The 20,243-nt window shown below is 39.1% G+C and carries 16 protein-coding genes and 1 pseudogene; 8 read left to right on the plus strand and 9 right to left on the minus strand.

The genetic code is table 11. The features are described 5' to 3' along the window. Positions 1-8 precede the first annotated feature (8 nt). The 6 genes from N824_RS12710 to N824_RS12740 form a co-directional block, all read right to left on the minus strand. Positions 9-1,550, minus strand: coding sequence for a RagB/SusD family nutrient uptake outer membrane protein (locus N824_RS12710; protein ID WP_048905528.1), 1,542 nt, complete (start codon positions 1,548-1,550; stop codon positions 9-11). Positions 1,551-1,567: 17 nt separating this feature from the next. After that, on the minus strand, positions 1,568-4,663 hold the full coding sequence (locus N824_RS12715; RefSeq protein ID WP_052334127.1) for a TonB-dependent receptor: 3,096 nt from the start codon (positions 4,661-4,663) through the stop codon (positions 1,568-1,570). Positions 4,664-5,142: 479 nt separating this feature from the next. Then, complete coding sequence (locus N824_RS12725) at positions 5,143-6,153, minus strand: FecR family protein (protein ID WP_048905530.1); 1,011 nt, start codon at positions 6,151-6,153, stop codon at positions 5,143-5,145. Positions 6,154-6,280: 127 nt separating this feature from the next. Continuing rightward, positions 6,281-6,871, minus strand: coding sequence for an RNA polymerase sigma-70 factor (locus tag N824_RS12730; RefSeq protein ID WP_048905531.1), 591 nt, complete (start codon positions 6,869-6,871; stop codon positions 6,281-6,283). 67 nt (positions 6,872-6,938) lie between these two features. Then, positions 6,939-7,562, minus strand: a complete 624-nt coding sequence (locus N824_RS12735) for a GNAT family N-acetyltransferase (RefSeq protein WP_048905532.1) — start codon at positions 7,560-7,562, stop codon at positions 6,939-6,941. 15 nt (positions 7,563-7,577) lie between these two features. Continuing rightward, entirely contained in the window at positions 7,578-7,976 is a 399-nt protein-coding gene (locus N824_RS12740; protein WP_048905533.1) for a GNAT family N-acetyltransferase, read from the minus strand. A gap of 80 nt (positions 7,977-8,056) precedes the next feature. On the opposite strand from N824_RS12740, the gene N824_RS12745 reads away from it, so the two are divergent. The 5 genes from N824_RS12745 to N824_RS12765 all read left to right on the plus strand — a co-directional run bounded on the left by N824_RS12745 (position 8,057) and on the right by N824_RS12765 (position 13,539). Next, complete coding sequence (locus tag N824_RS12745; RefSeq protein ID WP_048905534.1) at positions 8,057-9,541, plus strand: PLP-dependent aminotransferase family protein; 1,485 nt, start codon at positions 8,057-8,059, stop codon at positions 9,539-9,541. A 152-nt stretch (positions 9,542-9,693) separates the two neighbouring features. Further along, positions 9,694-10,434: a GIN domain-containing protein gene (locus N824_RS12750; RefSeq protein WP_048905535.1), complete on the plus strand. Its 741-nt coding sequence runs from the start codon at positions 9,694-9,696 to the stop codon at positions 10,432-10,434. 85 nt (positions 10,435-10,519) lie between these two features. Further along, positions 10,520-11,551 (plus strand): aldehyde reductase, encoded by a 1,032-nt coding sequence (locus N824_RS12755; protein ID WP_200869873.1) that lies wholly within the window; start codon positions 10,520-10,522, stop codon positions 11,549-11,551. A 32-nt stretch (positions 11,552-11,583) separates the two neighbouring features. Further along, positions 11,584-12,714, plus strand: coding sequence for an MBL fold metallo-hydrolase (locus N824_RS12760; protein ID WP_048905536.1), 1,131 nt, complete (start codon positions 11,584-11,586; stop codon positions 12,712-12,714). 21 nt (positions 12,715-12,735) lie between these two features. Then, on the plus strand, positions 12,736-13,539 hold the full coding sequence (locus N824_RS12765; RefSeq protein WP_048905537.1) for an AraC family transcriptional regulator: 804 nt from the start codon (positions 12,736-12,738) through the stop codon (positions 13,537-13,539). Positions 13,540-13,544: 5 nt separating this feature from the next. Here N824_RS12765 and N824_RS34240 read toward each other — a convergent pair whose 3' ends face one another. From N824_RS34240 to N824_RS12780, 3 genes are all read right to left on the minus strand, one after another. Further along, the gene (locus tag N824_RS34240; RefSeq protein ID WP_235207109.1) at positions 13,545-13,877 is read right to left on the minus strand and encodes a DUF6686 family protein; all 333 of its coding nucleotides are present in this window, start codon (positions 13,875-13,877) and stop codon (positions 13,545-13,547) included. Between the two features lie 378 nt (positions 13,878-14,255). Beyond that, positions 14,256-15,158, minus strand: a complete 903-nt coding sequence (locus tag N824_RS12775) for an alkaline phosphatase family protein (RefSeq protein WP_048905538.1) — start codon at positions 15,156-15,158, stop codon at positions 14,256-14,258. A gap of 161 nt (positions 15,159-15,319) precedes the next feature. Then, the gene (locus N824_RS12780; RefSeq protein ID WP_048905539.1) at positions 15,320-16,624 is read right to left on the minus strand and encodes a hypothetical protein; all 1,305 of its coding nucleotides are present in this window, start codon (positions 16,622-16,624) and stop codon (positions 15,320-15,322) included. A 267-nt stretch (positions 16,625-16,891) separates the two neighbouring features. Between N824_RS12780 and N824_RS12785 the strand changes: the two genes are divergently transcribed. The 3 genes and pseudogenes from N824_RS12785 (at position 16,892) to N824_RS30245 (ending at position 20,224) form a co-directional block, all read left to right on the plus strand. Further along, positions 16,892-19,042, plus strand: coding sequence for an alpha-galactosidase (locus N824_RS12785; protein WP_048905766.1), 2,151 nt, complete (start codon positions 16,892-16,894; stop codon positions 19,040-19,042). Positions 19,043-19,173: 131 nt separating this feature from the next. Continuing rightward, positions 19,174-19,872 (plus strand): annotated as a pseudogene (locus tag N824_RS38440) (alcohol dehydrogenase catalytic domain-containing protein). A 7-nt stretch (positions 19,873-19,879) separates the two neighbouring features. After that, positions 19,880-20,224, plus strand: a complete 345-nt coding sequence (locus N824_RS30245) for a hypothetical protein (protein WP_373419288.1) — start codon at positions 19,880-19,882, stop codon at positions 20,222-20,224. Positions 20,225-20,243: the final 19 nt, after the last annotated feature.

A 20,243-nucleotide genomic window follows, 5' to 3' on the forward strand; every position in this document is an offset into this window, starting at 1 on the left:
GAGCGGTATTAAAAATAACCTGGATTCTGAACAATTTTAGGATTTAACCCTACTTCATTTTGAGGTATAGGGAACAGCAACTGATGGTTGTCAATCGCATATGCATCAGAAGAAAGGAAAGGAAGCTCCTGTCTGATCTTCACCCCAAAAGCATTAATTACTGTTAAAGCCTTGCCAGTTCTCAGTAAATCTGTCCACCTATGGTTTTCAAAGGCCAGCTCAACCCTTCTTTCATGAAAAATAGTCTCCCTAAGCTGTACCGCATCTGTATTTGTAAAATCAACTAATCCTGCTCTTTTTCTTACCCTGTTCAATGGAGCCAGGGCCTCAGAAGACTTACCTTGTTCGTTCAAGACTTCAGCTAGTAACAATAAAGCGTCTGAAAAGCGATAGATCGGGAAATTATCACTAGAACCAGTTGTCGCCTCAAGTGGTGAATGCAAATATTTTTTGATGTACGGAATACCCACTTTTCCTGATTCAGGAACATAATTAACTACGCTTTTAACAGCCGAATAGCGGAAATAGCTGCTGGCATCATAAGTTCCTTCAGCAATGCCAATTGAGGCATCCAGACGTTTGTCGCCAGGTTCAAAGTCTTTGATCAGATTATCACTTGGCGTATTCCAGCCTCCTGCCCCTGTATTATCAATGGAAATGCCGGTCAACAATTTTGTGTCCTTACTTCTAGGCAAGAAATGAATAGGAAGGACATTAGGTGTCGCCCCTGTTAGCGAACCCCCAAGGAATTGGATCTCAAAAATTGATTCCTTACCATTTTTATTAACAGGCTTAAAAGTATCTTCATAATTTGGGTTCAAATCATATCCCATTGCAAGCAGATCCTTTAATAGTGTTTCAGCATCTCCCCATTTTTTTTGTACTGCATAAACTTCTGCCAATAGCATGGCAGCAGCACCTTTGGTAGCCTCGCCTGTTTGAGGGAATTTACCAGGGTTAGGAAGTTCACTCACTGCATCTTTTGCATCAGCAATAATCTGGGCGTAAACCTCTGCTTCTGTAGAACGAGCTTTGAATGCTTCATCAGCAGTAGTTACTTCTTCAAGGAATAGCGGAACCCCACCATATAAACGAACAAGTTTAAAATAATTCAAAGCCCTTAAGAACTTAGCCTGTCCGTCTAGACTAGCTTTTACCACGTCAGTTAAATCTGATCCTTTAAGTCTTTCTATAACAATATTACAACGCGAAATGCTCGTGTAACTATGCTGCCAGGTGGCGGCAACATAAGCGTTGGTAGAGGTATTGGTAAAATCCGAAATGTTTTCCCGTTCTACAATTGAGGTACCCCTATTACCTGGAATTGGTTGATAAATGGTATTATCAGAGTGCATCTCTGAAGTGAAATAGTCATTCACTAAAACATCTCTGAGTGGAGCATAAGCAGCAACAACAGCTGATCTGAATTGTTGCTCTGTTTTGTAAAATACACCATCTGTATAAGAATCTTCTGGTGATAGCCTGATAAAATCTTTCTTACAGGATATCGTTAAACAAAACAGGGCAATTAATATATATATCTTTTTCATTTTTTCAGGATTAATGGTTACTTAAATGTAGTTGAGATTCCGAAGGAGAAAGTTCTTGGTATTGGATATGCATTTTCATCCACACCAACCCCAAGTGTAGGATCAGAACCACCCACATTTACTTCTGGATTCATGCCTGAATATCCAGTCAATATGAAAGCTTGCTGAACCGATGCAAATACCCTTAAGTTTCTAAGCATCAGATTTTTTAAAGGCACAGTATAGCCCAGTGATATATTTTTGGCTGTTAGATAAGATCCGTTTTCTATCCATTGTGTATTCACTTGTCTACCCATTGCAGTTGTACCAGATTTTGTGCGTGGATAAACTCCAGATCCCGGGTTCTCCTCTGAACGCCAGCGGTCGGCTGCCGAAGCAAGCAATATCCTGGATCCATCCATATTGGTCTGATAAGCCCATTTGGCAGCATTTAAAATCTTACCTCCAACAGAAAACGTCATATCAATATTCAAGTCAAAGTTTTTATACTTAAAACTATTAACCAGGCCACCGGTAAATGTTGGCGTCGGATCTCCTATAAAAGTACGGTCGTTCACATCATCAATTACTCCATCACCATTGATGTCTTTAACCTTAATGGTGCCAATATCTGAATTGCCATTTGGTTTAGAAGGCGTGCTTAAATATTTTGCGGAATTGGCTAAATCTGCAGCATCCTTATACAGACCTTCGAAAACGAAACCATAAAACTCGCCAAGATGATGACCTACCTGCTGACGGAAATAATCTGAACTCGTAGTCACGTTTCTGCGGATGTAACCTGGGTCAACCAAATTAGTGATCAGGTTTCTGTCAAACGATAGGTTCAGATTCGTATTCCATTTGAAATCACCCGTAAGATTTTTCGAACTTATTGAGAATTCATGACCCCACATCTTAAGCTCACCTACATTATAAATAATTTTACTAAAACCCGATGAATTCGGGATGTCCCGTTGCTGGATCAGCCCGTCAGTTAATTTACGGTAATAATCATAAGTAAAGCTGATGCGGTTATCCAGTACACCTAATTCCAGTCCTACATCAAATTGCTTGTTACGTTCCCACCTTAACTCCTTATTTGGCAAACGATTGATGGTTTGCCCCTGTGTAATCACATTATTGAAATTGTAATAATACGTTCCTATGGTAGCCTGGGAATCATAGTTTCCCGCAAAAAAGTTATTTCCGGTAATCCCGTAACTGGTCCTCAGTTTCAGAAAATCAATGGCAGTTACATTTTTCATAAATGGTTCATCGCTCACTATCCATCCTGCAGATACAGAAGGGAAACTCCCCCATTGTTTGTTGATCCCGAATTTGGAAGAACCATCACGTCTGAAAGCTGCAGAAAAAAGATATCTTCCTTTATAGTTGTAGTTTAAGCGTCCAATTGTAGAAAGCATTGAATAAGAACCGGCCCCACTACTACCAGTAATGCTGGTAGCCGCATTAAGATACTCAATGTCATCGCTGGCAAAACCCAAACCTGTTAAAGTGTTGCTGTAAGTACTAAATTCCTGAGCAGAATAACCTACCAGAGCCTCAATCTTATGGTCCTTTAAAAAGGTTTTGTTGTAAACCAGGTTTCCTTCTGCTGTCCATGAGCCATTATCAATTGAGGAGCTCGTGCCGGTAGTTTGTCCCTGTGTGCCCGTAACCAATCCAGATTGGAAATATTTACGCGTTTCTGCACCTTTATCACCGGCTAAATTAGTTTTTATACTTAACCCCGGTAAGAATTCATAATTAAGGTAAGCATTACCCAGTATGCGCGTAGTTTTAAAATCGTCGTTAGTAAGTTCATAAGTTGCTAAAGGATTAATATAGGCCACCATTCCTGGAGAGGCTACATTACGATTATAACTGCCATCCTCAAGATAGGGTTCTGAAAGCGGACTTGCTTCAAAAAATCTTTCAAAATACCCACCAACACCATCACTGTTTAACCTGTTGTTATGATCTATCCTGTAACTTGGTGCCAGGTTAAAACCTAGTTTAAGTTTATTATTTTCTGAAGTGAAATCCTGATTAAAACGTAAAGAGAATAGTTTAGTTCCTGTATTGATCAATACTCCCTGCTGTTCCTGATATCCCGCAATTACAGTGGAAGAAGAATGTTCCTTGGCAGATTGAATGGTTAAATCATAACTATGGATCGGAGCTGTTCTGCTCAAAAGTTTAAACCAGTTTGTTCCTTCGCCATACTGATCAGGATTGTCGTATGCTGCATGATAATCAGGAGAAACGGTGTAACCCGGCTCATATTTCAATCCATCTTCAGCACGTTCCTTCATAAAGGTGGCAAATTCTCTTGCGTTCATCATCTTTGGCAGTTTGCCAGTAGGGATCTTCTGTAGACCATAATAGCTGGAAAACTCAATTTTTGACTCTCCTGGTTTTGCATGTTTGGTGGTGATAAGTACAACTCCATTGGCTGCTCTGGAACCATATAGTGCTGTTGCCGATGCATCTTTAAGAAAACTATAGCTTTCTATTTCTGCCGGATTGATATTATTAATACTACCGGTAATTGGAGTGCCATCTATCACAAAGAGCGGTTGATTACTTGAATAAAAAGAAGCAGCCCCACGAATGATAAAACCGATACCACGTCCAGGCTGTCCACTTGTTTGAGCAATCTGTACGCCGGCAACCTTCCCTTGCAGCTGTTGTGCAAACTGAGTTACAGGCATGTCCTGAAGGGTAGATGCATCAACGGTAGCAATAGAACCAGTTATCTCTCTGCGCTTCTGTTTCCCATAACTTACAACAACCTCCGTCAGCTTGTTGTCTGCTAACTGCATTGAAAAATCAAGATTCGTAGTTTTTCCTTCTTTTACAGTCACATTGCTCATTCTCTGGGAACGGAAAGAAATATAGCTGATTTCCAAAGTATAGTTTCCAGGTTTAAGTGCCAGCGTATAATTTCCATTTGGATCACTTTGAACGGTCTGACCAGTTTCAATAACCCTTATTGTAGCACCAGGTAAAGATTTGCCTTCATCATCAACAACATGACCAGATAATTTACCCGGTTCCTGTGGAACAGGCTTGGCATCAATCACTACATATCCTTCAACAATTTTATATTCAAGGTCGGTCGATTCCAATACTTTTTCAATNNCWAAKAYYKKAMSRKAGCGTGATCAGAGTTGATGGTGATCTTTTGGTCAAGCCCTTTTATCAGTTTCTCAGGTAATACAAACTTGATTCCGCTTCTCGTTTGTATATCTAGCAGGCTTTCTTTCACGCTGGCATGCTCCAGCTTAATGGCAATTACCTTGTCCAGATTCTGACTGTGAACATTCCCTGCCAGCAGCACACCTATAAAAGTAAACTGCGCTATTAAAAGCATACATGAACATCTCATAATAAACTTAATTGTAGGATGTAATCCTTTTTGCATAAATTTGTGCATTAATGGTTTGCCCGGTAAAACCGGAATAATTGTTAATTTTTTTCTTATCATTTTACCGCTTTGTCGTCGAAAAGCATGCGGTTATAATGGCATCAAATATTGCTTCCCTGTTCTTTGAACGGGGAGGCTCTTTTACTCTTAATACATACCAGGTCCTTTCATATCTTATTTTTAACGAATAACTATTTCTTCATTTTTTATGGTATAGTTAAAATGACCGGCTGCGGCCAGAACATTTAATATCTTATCTACTGAAACACTGGCATCTAACGTAAGCGTCATTCTTTCTCTTGATTTAGCTTGTTTCTTAAATATGACCCTCACGTTGTACCATCTCTGCAATACTTTAGAAATTTCATTTAAGGATGCATCATTAAAGGTTAAGCGACCCTCTTTCAGGTCTCTTACCTCTTCCAGATCAACCATTAGATTAGTAACCTTACCCTGATTTAGCACCATCTTTTGACCAGGGGTTAAAACAGCCAGGGCTTTAGAAAGCTTCCCATTTATATGGTCAACTCTTACTTTTCCGGTAGCTACCCCTACCATTAAAGGTTGGTTTTTAAAGGCTTCTATTTTGAATGAAGTACCCAGTACCTTTGTCCGTATGCTGCCGGTATGGATCATAAAAGGTCTTTTAGGATTTTTTTTTACTTCAAAAAATGCCTCGCCATCTAAGTATATCTCCCTTGTGTCTGTAGCAAATGCTTCCGGATATTTCAGACTGCTACCTGCGCCAAGATATACCACACTACTATCAGAAAGAATTATTTTTGACCTTTGACCATTTGGATTATTGCGTTCTAMWWARMSYGGCTTATCTTTTTTAGAGTCGCTGTTCCAATAGCTTATTGCATAAATGCCGATCCCCGCTAGAATCATCGTAATCCAGATCGCAGCTTGTCGTAATTGAAAAAAGCCTGGCAGTTTTCTTTTCTGTGGAGCCGACTTATATCCAATTCTTTCATGTAAAGTCTTTTTCCATTCTCCATGTTTAGGATGTACAGGTTGATCGTTCGAGAACGCTGCAAAGTCATTGGCCTCTTTTTCAGAAAGGATTTTATTCAGCAGTTCTTCAGATTCTGGTTTTTTTAGAAAAATGTTTACAAGGTCCTGCTCTTCCGGGGAACACGTGCCCATTAAAAATCTTTCTAATAATTCCTGATTTACCTGTTTTGACATCTTTGATTTAAAGGGGAATAAAGAATCCCTCCATTATAGAGGGACAAAAAAAGATAACAAGGGCTAATCAATTTTGAATAAAAATTGCAACTTGCTTATTTTGAGGTAAATAAAATTGTGGTGGATTTTAAAAAAAGAGATTGAACCCAGCAATAAGTAAGATTGTACCACTGTAGTTGTTGAATTCTTTTCTAAAATGATTTAAAGAGAACTTAATGTGGTTCTTTACCGTATTTATAGAAATATTAAGGCTCCTTGCAATTTCGGCGTGTGTGAATTCGTCTTCACGGCTCATCTGAAATACCATTTTGCGCTGAGGGCTTAATAGATCCAAATTCATCCGATATTTTTTTTCTAACTCGGTAGTTTGCAGATCATGATCTGCAGATTTGGCTATAAAAGAGATATTATTTTCAATAGCTTCGATTGGGGCGCAGGTAAATGCATTTTTACGGATTGCCTTGATCGTTGCATTTTTAGCTGCCCTAAATATATAGTGACGGAACTCCCCCTCTATTTTTAGTACATGCCTTTTATCCCATACCCACATCATCAAATCCATCATGGCTTCTTCAGCAAAATACTCATCGTTAATATAACCGACGGCGTAGTTATAAAGCTTTCCAAAATAACGATCAAATAAAGCATTGAAAGCCTTGATGTTATCTTTAGAACATTCTTCTAGAAGCTGTTTGTCTGAAAGTAAAGGGTATTCCATATAAATGGATTGACTACATTTTTCAGCAAAACTAGAGTCCGGAAATTATTCTTTGATTAATTGCATGTTAAGTGTTCATTAACAAATATTCTTGGAGTTGAGTCTTTATCTCAGCCCATTCACCCGAGATTATAGAAAAACGAGCAGAATCCCTTACGGTAAAATCTGCCGCCATTCGTTCAGCACGAATTATCCCTTCAAAAGTAGCGCCCAATCGTTCGATGGCTGCCCTTGATCGCTCATTACGAACATCAGTAGTGAAATTAACCCGCCATACTTTCCAGTGCTCAAAAGCGTATTTCAGCATCAAGAATTTGGCTTCGGCATTTATACCCGTTCTGATAGCAGATCTGGTGAGCCAGGTATGTCCTATTTCGCAAACATCGGGTCCAATTCTTCCATATCCGTAGGTGTGTTCAGGCCAGGGCCAGTAGGCAATATTCCAAAAACGTGTTGACCCTTTTATAATACCGTCTTCATTGCCGATGAGAGCAAAGGGCATCGCGGTTCCATTATTACGTTGCTCAAGTGCCGTTTTAATATACGTGGTCATTGCATTTTTTCCCTGAGGCACAACAGTCCATTTAAATAGCTGCTCATTTCCAGCTGCAGCCTTAGTTAATCCTTCTAAATGAAAAAGTTCCAGAGGCTCTAACCTCACGTAATTTCCAACTATTATGTTGTTTTCCATTTGCCTTTTTTTCGTCTATTTTATGCGGTTAATGATAAAACCATTGTTAACCACATCCATACCAATTTTTGGGTAATACTCAGTAGCCGTTGGCGCGGCAAGTAGCAAAAGCATACTCTTATCACCAATTGTGGCTTTGGTAAGTTTTACTAATTCTCTGCCAATCCCCGACTTTTGATAAGTTGCACTCACGGCCAGGTCAGCAAGATAGCAACAGTGACAAAAATCTGTTAATGATCGGGCAATACCAACTAACTGATCATCATGCCAGGCCGTAACCACAAGATTAGAATGTTTATACATGTCTGCTATCCTGTTTTTATCAGCTGTAGGACGGTTGAGACCAGAACTGTCGTATACACTGATGATTTCTTCTAATAATGGTAACACATTCGTTTTGTAGGTAATGTTCATGTTTAATAAAATTGATATTCAAAAGTATATTATTAAAGGACTACCTTTATCATCCAGAAATAAGAAGTTAAGTAGTCCAGATGTTGCCATTTGATACCCTCATAATAATCGATAAAACACTAAGCCTATCCGCTTATCAGCAGATTGCGAACCAAATACTGACGCTGATAAAAAATGGAGTGGTAAAGTCAGGTTCCTGCCTGCCAGGCACCCGTGAACTGGCTAGAATGGTTGTTGTTCACCGTAAAACAATTATTGCCGCATATAACGAATTAAGTGCTCAGGGCTGGATTACTGTGATACCACGGAAAGGATTTTTTGTGGTTGCTAATCTTCCAGAAGTGCGGCCCCAGCAGTGGGTCCAGCAGAAAGCGGGTTTTGCATACGAAAGTTCGATGCCCAGCCCATTCTATAAAGTAAACCAATATGGGGCGAGTACTTCGGTCAATGACCCCAGATTACATGAATTAATAATAGACGATGGCCACCCCGACATGCGGCTAGCTCCAATGGACCTGCTAAACAGGGAATACAGGAGCCGTCTTAAAAAGGTTCAAACGTTTAAACGGGTTTCAGCAACACTGGCCGCAGGCTCGCTTAACCTAAGGGAAATAATGGTGAGCCATATGGCGCAAACCAGGGGGCTGCAAGCCCAGGTATCAAACATCATGATGACTCATGGCGCTCAAATGAGTATCTATATAGCAGCAAGCTTATTGTTAAAACCCGGCGATAACGTTATTGTAGGGGAACCGGGCTATTTTGTTGCTAACCAAGTTTTTGAATATTTAGGAGCAAAGGTAATTCGTATTCCTGTAGATCAGGATGGAATAAATACAGATTTTATAGCTACAACCTGCCAGAAGTTAAACATACGGATGCTGTACCTCATTCCTCACCATCATCACCCTACTACGGTAACTTTAAGTCCGCAGCGGCGGATGCGCATTCTGGAGTTAGCCGAAGAATACAACTTTACAATTGTAGAGGATGATTACGATTATGATTTTCATTACAGTTCCTCTCCTTACCTGCCTCTTGCCGCCGGAAATCATCATAATAGGGTTGTTTATATCGGGTCCTTTTCCAAATCTCTTTCTACTTCCATACGAATTGGTTTTATGATCGCCTCAGCAGATTTTATAGCCCATGCCATTCATATTAGAAGACTTATTGATTTGAAAGGCGACCATATTATGGAAGATAGCCTGGCTGCGCTTATCGAAAACGGTGATATTACCCGATACCTGAAAAAGAACAATAAGATCTATAAAGAAAGAAGGGATCATTTAATAAAGATGCTAGATACTTACCTAAACAGTATAATCAGTTACGAAAAACCCGATGGAGGTATGGCCATCTGGATTAAATTTGATCCTAACTACCCTATTGAACAAATCTCACTTAAAGCAGCTAAGCAGGGTCTTTATATGAATAATGGGAAATTATTTGATAACAATGGAACTAGCTATAATGCCATGCGATTTGGGTTTGCTTCATTAACGTTACCTGAAATAACAAAAGCAATTCAGATTATCTCCTCCTGTTTGGTAACGATCCAATGACCATGTTTGAATTTGAACACTTTTGTCCGATTTTGAACAATATTGAAATCTCAAATTTCATAATCCTTGCTTCTGGCGACGTGTTGTCACATTCTTTAAACTGGCATTTGTATTGACTTTTACCCGGTATTAATCCAATTGTACAAGTAATCATGAACAAACATCTTTGTCTAACTATTGCATTTACCTTTTTTATATTGAATATCCGAGCTCAAACGCCTATTACCGTTGAGCATTTCGATAAAGTTATCATAAGCCCTCATATACAAGTTGCCTTAGTACAGGCAGATCATGAAACGGTTACAATTGACACCTGCAAAACCGATGTTAAAAAGGTTAACATTGAATCGAAAGGTAAAACGCTACGTATTTATCTGGAAGATGCGAAAGAAGTTACAAAAACTGAAGAAATCAGAAATAATGGAACTGTAACTAAAGTGCCAATTTATCAGGGTAAAATTTTAACTGTTACCATAGCCTATACAGAACTTAAAAGCCTTTCTATTAGAGGCGAAGAATCTGCACATTTAAAGAGCGCTATAGCACAAGACAATTTTAATCTAAAAATTTATGGGGAATCTAAAGTTTACTTTGATAAAGTTAAGTTAAATGAATTAAGGACGACCATTTATGGCGAAAGTTACCTGGAGCTTAAATCCGGGAATGTTACGGAGCAAAGATTAACGGCATATGGAGAAAGCAAAGTTGAGGCCCTTGGAATAGAAAGCAATGTAGCCAGACTAATACTCTACGGTGAATCTGAGTTGAATTTAAACGTTGCCGATCAAATTAACATCACGGCTTTTGGTGATGCTGAAATTGGATACAAAGGGAATCCACAAATAAGAAAAGGTATTACCATTGGCGAGGTAAAAACACATAAAATAAATTGAACCTTTCAACAAAGTAAAGTTGGACTTTTAAACAAAACAAGATTGCTTTTTAATCTGCAATTTTGTGCTTTCAATTTGAAAGCAAATGATAAATTCAATTCATACAGTATTGGTAACAGGTGGATCAGGCTTTGTCGCCGTACATTGCATCCAGCAATTATTGGATAAAGGCTATCAGGTAAGAGCTACCCTGCGCGATTTAAATAAACAGGATAAGGTGATAGACATGCTTAAAAAAGGCGGAATCACTAACTTCAATAACCTTTCTTTTGTAAAAGCAGATCTCACCAGCGATGACAATTGGAAGCTGGCTGTAAAAGATTGTGACTACGTTTTGCATGTAGCTTCTCCCATTTTCTTAAAACTGCCAAAGCATGAAGACGAAATGATACGCCCGGCAGTTGACGGAACGATACGCGTACTTAAAGCAGCAAGAGACACAGGTGTTAAGCGCGTTGTTATGACGTCCAATTTTGGGGCAGTTGGCTATAGTCATAAGGATAAGACTACTTTGATTACAGAAGAAAGCTGGACAGACCCAAATGAAAAAGGGCTCTCTGCTTATAACAAATCAAAAGTGTTGGCCGAAAGCGCAGCCTGGGATTTTATGGAACAGGAAGGTGGTAGTCTTGAATTGTCAGTGATCAATCCGATGGGTATTTTTGGTCCTTCCTTCACTAAAGACCTGTCCAGTGGTTTTGAGCTGCTACAAAAAGTAATGGATGGTAGCATGAAAGCGCTGCCCAACATTAGCCTCGGTATTGTGGACGTACGTGATGTTGCTGATCTTCACATTCGGGCAATGACCAATCCCCAGGCAAAAGGGCAACGATTTTTGGCCTTAAGCGGCGGTACAATGTCACTTTTAGAAATAGCAGATTTCCTTAAAAATGAACTGCCTGAGGCAGCTGCAAACGCGTCCACCAAAACAATCCCAAACTGGTTGATCCGCATTGCCGCCTTTTTTAATGCACAAGCAAAAGCCATTGCTCCTCTGGTGGGCATTTACCGTAATGCAAGTAATGAAAAGGCCAGAACCCTATTAGGATGGGCACCTCGCAGTAATCAAGCAGCGATACTGGCAACGGCTAAAAGTTTGGTTGAATTTGCATCGTAAACACATTAATTAAACCTAAATCACCAACCCGTATGAAATGGTTTTTAAAAATAATAAAACGAATTATGATTATCCTGCTTAGCACAGCGATGCTATTAACCATCGCTATTTTCTTTTATATCCGTCAGGCAAAATTCGGGCAGGCTCCTGCTGCCCAGCGATTGGAACTGATAAAAAATTCGCCTCGTTATAAGGATGGTAAATTTCAGAATACTCATCATACGCCTGACCTTACCGCGGGTTATAGCATTAGCGGTATCCTTTACGACCAGTTGTTCGGCGACCATCCAAGAAGAAGTCCCACTGCAATCATACCTTCTAAAAAGACCAATCTGCACAGCCTTCCTCCCGATTCAAACGTGCTGGTTTGGTTTGGCCACTCCTCTTATTTCATGCAGATAGACGGGAAGCGGTTCCTGGTAGATCCTGTTTTAAGTGGCAGCGCATCTCCGGTGCCATGGACAGTAAAAGCCTATAAAGGTACAGACCGATATATGGTTGAAGATCTGCCTCCTATTGACTACCTGCTGATCAGTCATGACCACTATGATCACCTGGACTACGAAACAATTACCAAGCTAAAAGATAAAGTAAAGACAGTTATCTGCGGGCTTGGTGTAGGTGCTCATTTCGAACATTGGGGATATGCCGCTGATAAAATCATTGAAAGTGACTGGAATAACACCATTTCGCTGGATGCCGGATTTAAAGTTCACACCACGCCTGCAAGACATTTTTCGGGCAGGGGATTTACAAGAAACAATACACTATGGATGTCCTATGTGCTGCAAACACCAAACACAAAAATTTACATTGGCGGAGACAGCGGTTACGATACTCATTTTGCAGAAATTGGTAAACAGTTTGGGCCAATTGACCTTGCGATATTAGAGAACGGACAGTATAATGTAGCCTGGGAGGCCATTCATATGCTGCCAGAACAGGTGCTGCAGGCAGCAGAAAATTTAAAGGCTAAAAGACTTTTTCCGGTACACTCCTCTAAATTTACCCTGGCAATGCACTCATGGGACGAGCCTCTTATCAAAGTTACAGAACTGGCCAAAATTCAGCATTTGCCGCTGGTTACACCAGTTATTGGTGAAATGGTAAACCTAAACGATACCACACAAGTTTTTCCGGAATGGTGGAAAGGTGTAAATTAGTAAACCATAATAGATAAGGCCATGCACTATACTGAAATCAAATCCTGCTACCTCGGCCCGGAGATATCTCCCGAACAGTTTGTCCCTGAGCATTTCTTTTTGTTTTTAGCCAAAGGTTCTATAACAGGATACGACGGCAGTAAAAAATATGAACTGAAATCAGGAGAATCTTGTATTGTCAGAAAAAATCATCTGGCCAGGTACCACAAGCAAAAAGACAATGGAGACTTTGAGAAAGTAGTGGTGATTTTCGACAAAGCTTTCCTGAAATCCTTCCAGGATAAACATCAAAGCAAAATAAGTACTTCTGAGGAAGAAAATGCCTTTATCCTTTTAAAAAAGGATTCTATGATCACCAATTTCATCAGTTCACTTTCTGCTTATTACAATGATGAAGGTAAAATAGATGAGAAATTTTCCAATATCAAAAGAGAAGAACTTCTATTGATTCTTTTGCAAAAGCAACCGGAGTTGTATCCTATTTTCTTTGATTTTGGACATCCAGAAAAAATAGATCTCGAAGAATTTATGAACCGAAATTATAAATTCAATGTGAGCATTGAACGGTTTGCTTACCTTACTGGAAGAAGTATATCTGCATTTAAAAGGGATTTTAAAGATATTTTCCATGACACTCCTAGCCGGTGGCTGGTTAGGAAACGCCTGGAAGAAGCACACTTTTTGATAGAAAGAAAGGGAAAGAAACCTACTGATATTTATATTGACCTTGGATTCGAAGACTTGTCGCANWKCWCYTTYRSWWKYAAAAAGAAATACGGATTGGTTCCGTCTCTTCTGAAAAATCAGGTGTTAAGCAGAGAATAACATGGTTAACGTCCGGTATCTCTTTCCATCAACATATAAACTTCATTCATATATGTTGCTTCTGWAMRYGMYGCYCTWMMGWNTTCTAGCTCCTGGGGATCAAAAGTAAAACTGATATCATCATTTGGGGTGTGTAAAATAATGCGGTCTTCTCCATCAGGGAAAGGCAATGAATTGCTTTCAAAACAGATGGTATCAACAACTTCTTTGAAGGAAGTAAATCCTATTGCCGGGAAGTTGAGGACCAGGTTGTGGTGCCATATGTAATACATTTTGCATCCAGCGCAGCAGCTGATGACTGTTTTTCCTCTGGTTGTTAATACTCTTGTCTGACACATGTTACTTGTTTGCGCCTGAATTACCCATGCCCAATAACATGGGTAACCAGGACTTGATACATTATCAAATTAACTAACTAAACTAAGATCAGCGGAGCGCTGACCTGCACCAAAGGTATAACAATTTTTTACTATTTATAATTATTCTAAATAAAGAATTGTTTTGAGGGAACACAGCCTCATTGGTAGCCCTATGCCAATAGCACACGATACCAATATGCATCAGACGTGCTGCAATATCAAACTTATATCAACGCCGTATCAACTTCAATGCATCTTCGTTTCAGAACGAACCTGCGTCGAAGTTGATACTAAAGCAAGCCTCAAGCACAGCTAAACCATGGCTGAAGGACAGGAAGGTTAATAGAGAAGATTTTCTTACTTAAAAATCGCATTTGGTACAACGCCTGTCCAGGCAGCGGGCAGCTTGCTTCCCCCAAAAATCTTTGCCAATACCAACGCTGTATTTTTGTTGCTGTTGAATTCGGTAATAAGCCCACGTTTTCTGATCTGTGGACCGGTAATGGCCCAAGGTACCTGCATTTCCGACATTGACACACCGCCATGTCCCTGATTGATGCCGCCATGATCTGTAATTAGCAGAAAGTGTGTGTCTTTATAAATTCCAGCGGTTTTTAGTTTGTTCAGCAATGTGCCAATTTCAACATCTACATCCTCAATAGCCTTAATATATTCTGGGGACATCCACTTAAAGCTGTGACCGGCATGATCGATATGTACACTGTATAAAAATACAAGAGTTGGGTTCTGTTTGTTTTTTACCAGAAAATCGTATGCTCTGCTATAGTTTTCCTGATAACGATCATTCTCTTCAAAACTAACCTCATCAAGGTATTTTTTATTAATGGGGTTAATCAGTTCTTTCCAATTATAGTAGTAAGCAATTTTTGATGAGGGTACCCCATCTTTCAAAACTTTAAATATTGAAGGGTAATATCCCTCCTTATCTGTCGCGATTGGAGCAAGTGTGTGCTTTTCCATTGTCCAATCGTTACTGGTTATTCCATGTTCCTCCGGGCCTGAGCCAGTCAAATGGCTGGTCCAATTTGGAAGTGTAATGGATGGCATTACCGGCCTGGTAGTTAGCGAAAGTACGCCATCAGCGATCATCTTATCCAGATTTGGATGTTTTGCAGTTTTAAATCCCTCGGTGCTAAAACCATCCAGCCCAATAATAAGGACACGGGCAGGTGTCTTTTGTGCATTTGCAGAAAAGGAGATTACAGATAAAATAAGTGCTTTGAAAAAAAAAGATCTCATGTGTATGTTTATTTGGTATAAAGCAAAGTTAAATCTGCTAAAATTAAGTATGCGTATTTGTCTGTACAAATCAAAAGCAAAAAAATGTATATGTAACGTATTTACGGTTAATCAATTAAAAGCCAATTTGAAATCAAATGGACGTAAAAGCCGAGTTCTTTTTAGAAAATTTCGTTTGTATCCAGATCCTGCAATTTCGGGGAAACTGCTTTACCAATGCCATTAAATAAAATTTTTATACCCATTACCTTACCTATTGACCGTTGATATTTAATGTTAAGCACTTTTTTACCATTTAATATAACTGATGCCTGCTTATTTTCAACTTTGATCGTTACCTCTCCACCATTTTCAGGATTAAAAGCAAGGACGCCCAAAAATTGTTCAGCGCCCAACACCCTGACTTCCGAAAATTTATATTCAGAGAAAGCGACACAGCTCTGTCTGTTTAACTTTAAAAGATGCCTATGTTTTTCGCCTAAAATGATAATGGTAGTCTCTACGCATTGAGTACCGGGTCTGCTTTGTTCAGCAAATACTTTACAGGAGAAAGAAAAATTGTCTCCGCTAATGCGTGAAGGTTTAATATTGCTAAAGCCTACCAAGAAAGGTTTATGCGTATCCAGTCCTGCTGAATCTAGTTGTTCTGGCGATACGTAAATGTTCTTTGGATCCAGTGATCTTAGTCCTGCAATTGGAAAAGCCCTGGAGGTATCGTTACCAGAATTGGCTACCCAGCCTTTGGTTTGCATATAGGCCGAAGTGGTATCTATTGGCTTATTGTGATATAGCAAGGTTGCGTATACTACACCTGGGTTTCTAAAGAATTTTGTGGTCTTGTTTTTACCCTTAATGGAAGACACCAAGGCTTCATCCATAAAATCTACCTGATATTCTTCATTTTGATCAAAGGGAACTTTTGATTCCAATTTAAATACTGCAGTATGCGGTACGCTACCGAAAGGATTTTCGCACACCAGCTTTACCTGCATAGACTCATCTGTATTTTTCCAAAAGAAGACAAAGGCTAAAATAACCAGAAACAATACTGCGAAAATAGCAACAACAAGTCGCGGTAGCTTAGTGTTTCTATTAACCTTAGGTGCTTCCGTATCATTGGCCTGTTCAGTAAGGTTAGATGCAATATTCTCGGTCTTTAAAGTTGCATAAACCAGTTCAAATTCCTGCCAGTCGCGGTAACCAATGAATTGTGACAATGCATCTCTGGTAGCTTTTTGAGGAAAATAGCGTTGGGGAGTTTTCAATCGGCCAAATATCCTTTTAAGCGTATTTACACTTAGATACACACCGGTTTGTTTGCCTAATTGGCTACTTAATCTATTGTAATCTTCAACCCGCCATTCACTAATGGCTTTGTCACCCATCTTTTCTGTTATTTTCTGGCAGCCAAGATCTAATGCTTCAAAAAAAGATTGTTTGACTGACCGTACAGAATTAGAATCCATTCAAGAGTATCTCCTTAATAATTAAGTAATTACAACTACAAAACACTGCTTTCTCTTTGTATGGTCATTTGTATCTTTTTTATACCTTTTAGAAATAAATTTACGATCACAATTAACACATCATTGTACAAACATATAAAATAACCGACCAATCAGGTATGCATTTTCTATTAAACTTTTAACAGAAATAGAAAACATGCAGACTAAATTGTTTTACTTAGACAAAAAATGATATTCAAAAAATCTTTAAAACTTTTCTTAATATTTATGACCATAGGACAAAGTAACTTTGCTCAGAAAACATTTGAAATTACGACAAAAAACAATGTACTTGTTTTGGAAACGGACAAAGACAATTCATTGCTTTTGAGCTATATTGGCAAAAAGCTCAAAAACACTGCTGAATATTCAACCATTCAATCTCTGGATAAATACAAACCGGGTTCTGATGATCTGTTTAACAAACGCGAAGCATATATTGCCTCGGGTTCTCTGAATTTGCTGGAACCTGCCCTAACGGTAACCCATGCCGATGGAAACAAATCTACAGTACTTACATTTTCGAGGGTCGAAGAAAAACAGATAGATCAAAATAGAAAGCTGACCAGCATTGTACTCAAAGATGCCAAATACAACTTTGAGGTTAGTTTACACTATTTATCTTACTTTAAGGAGGATGTAATAGAACAATGGGCACAAATTGTACACAAGGAAAAAGGGAATGTGGTTTTAAATAAATATGCCTCAGCAAATCTTACCCTTAGCGGTAAGAAATTTTTCCTGAAAAATCATTACAGTGGTTGGGGCCGCGAAATGCGTTCAGAGGAACAACAACTTTTGCACGGAATAAAAACGATTGATTCGAAGCTTGGAACCAGGAATAACCTACTAAATTCTTCCTCTTTCATGATTTCTATTGATCAGCCAGCCACGGAAGACCTGGGAGAAGTTGTTGCAGGTTCACTGGAGTGGACTGGGAATTTCAGACTGGATTTTGAAACTTTTGATGAGTATTATTTAAGGCTAACTGCCGGAATCAATAACTTTTCGGGAAACTATACGCTAAAACCCGGAGAAGAATTTATAACCCCCCGTTTTGTGTACACCTATTCGGCAAATGGAAAAGGTCTCGCCAGCAGAAACCTGCAAAACTGGGCAAGAAATTACCAGTTACTCGAAGGTAACGGAGAGCGGTCGACATTGTTGAATAACTGGGAAACTACCTATTTTGATTTTAATGATGAGAAATTGAATCACCTTATTCAAGATACCAAAAAACTAGGCGTAGATGTATTTTTGCTGGATGACGGCTGGTTTGGTAACAAATATCCTCGAAATAATGCCAGTGCGGGTTTAGGCGATTGGCAATTCAATAAGCAGAAACTAGCCAATGGAATTAGTGCTTTAGGTAAAGAGGCAACTGTAAATGGTGTGAAATTCGGTATTTGGCTGGAACCGGAAATGGTTAATCCTAAAAGTGAACTTTATGAGAACCATCCAGATTGGATCATCAGACAACCTGAAAGAAAGGAATACTACATGCGCAATCAATTGGTGCTGGATCTCAGTAATCCGAAAGTTCAGGATTTTGTATTCAACACTATAAACCAGGTTTTTAAAGAGGTACCCGATTTGGCTTTTATCAAATGGGACTGCAATTCACTGATCTATAATGCCAACTCTCCTACTTTAAAAAACCAGGATCATTTTTATCTGGAATATGTAAAGGGCTTGAACAGTGTACTTGAGCGAATAAGGAAAAAATATCCGAAAATACCAATGATGCTCTGCGCCGGTGGTGGTACAAGAGTAGACTATGCGGCACTAAAATATTTCACCGAATTCTGGCCAAGTGATAACACTAATGCTTTTGACCGCATTTTTATACAATGGGAGTATTCTTACTACTTCCCTGCGGTAGCCGTAGATAACCATGTTACAGATATGGGTAAGCAGCCAATTAAATTTAAAACAGATGTAGCCATGATGGGTAAATTGGGCTATGATGTAAAAGTAAATGAGCTGGATGAAAAAGAACTTCTATTTAGTCAAAATGCTGTTAAAACATATAATGGTATTAAAAATATTGTATGGCATGGGCAGCAGTATCGTCTTCAGGATCCCTACGAAAACAAAGTAGCTGCAATATCTTATGTAAGCCAGGCAAGAGATTCTGCTATCATCTTCAATTATTATGTGTCTACACTTTATAATGCTAAAAACTTCATTCCTATAAAGCTTAAAGGCCTTGACCCTGACAAAATGTACAGAATTGAAGAAATCAACCTTTATCCTGGTACAAGATCGCCAATTGATAGCCAAAGATCGTACTCCGGAGACTTCCTTATGACTGTAGGTATCAATCCGGAAGCAGACGCAGTCAGAACCAGTGTTGTCTTAAAAGTTATAGCACTTTAATACTGTTAATAGATACCAAACAGTGTATTAACAATTTCATAATATGATGTTTAATTTTGCTAAACATAAGTTTAGTAATTATGCACTTAAATAGATAGCTATTATGAAAGGAAACATCGTGGTTTTTGAGGGTGCTGGCAAAAGGCTGCAATTGNCRAKMKWGWRMMAKRMYMAMRSTTRAWTYSKNTSAAWTMTKWANCAWKAATCTTTATACCACCATTTGCGGAAGTGATCTCCATACTTTCAGTGGCATCCGAAGTGAAAAGACACCAACAGTACTGGGCCATGAGATTGTAGGTAGGATTGTTAGACTGGATGCAGATCATCCACGAATTGATCAGGCAGGTAATAAATTACTGGAGGGTGATCTGGTAACCTGGGCAATATTCTGTTCTCATCCTCAACAAGAATGGCTGGATAAAGGTATGCCTCAAAAATCGGAGAATCTTTTTAAATATGGCCATGCACAAGTTCTGGAAGAAGATGCCTTTCATGGTGGTTTAAGCGAATATTGTATTCTGCGGGCTCATACATGTGTTCTTAAATTACCTAATGATCTACCCTTACCTATTGCAGCAACGATTAATTGTGCATTGGCAACTGTGGCCGGAGCGATTAGACTGGCCGGGCCTTTGGGCGGAAAAAATGTGCTTATTACAGGTCTGGGCCTTCTGGGAAATGTTACTGCCGCAATGAGTAAGGTTGCAGGGGCTACACGGATTAWTGMKSYKGATRWKMATAGNGWACKTTTNNNWWKWTYWAAKGNATWYGGMGNWSMWYYSWSWTMTANAYTCTNWTSMYKAMACRAMGCTSTNKSMGATCTTAGCTGAACACAAAATTGATGTTGTATTTGATATGAGTGGTTCCCCAGACGCCATAGAATTGGGAATTACATCACTAAGAACCGGCGGAACTGCTATTTGGGCCGGAGCAGTTTTTAAAACCAGGAAGATTGGCATTGACGCTGAGCAAATCATTAGAAAACTGCTTATCATTAAAGGTTTGCATAACTACAATTTCCAGGACCTGCAATACGCCCTCAATTTTATCAAAGAACACCATCTGAATTTTCCATTTTCGGATATAGTATCTAAAGAATTTTCACTAACTGAGGCTCAGGAAGCATTTGAGTATGCAATTGCACACAGACCATTACGGGTAGGTGTAAAAATGGATCTGTAACCTCACCTTACTCAAATCA

The organism is Pedobacter sp. V48, assembly GCF_000523515.1.
Taxonomy (GTDB): domain Bacteria; phylum Bacteroidota; class Bacteroidia; order Sphingobacteriales; family Sphingobacteriaceae; genus Pedobacter.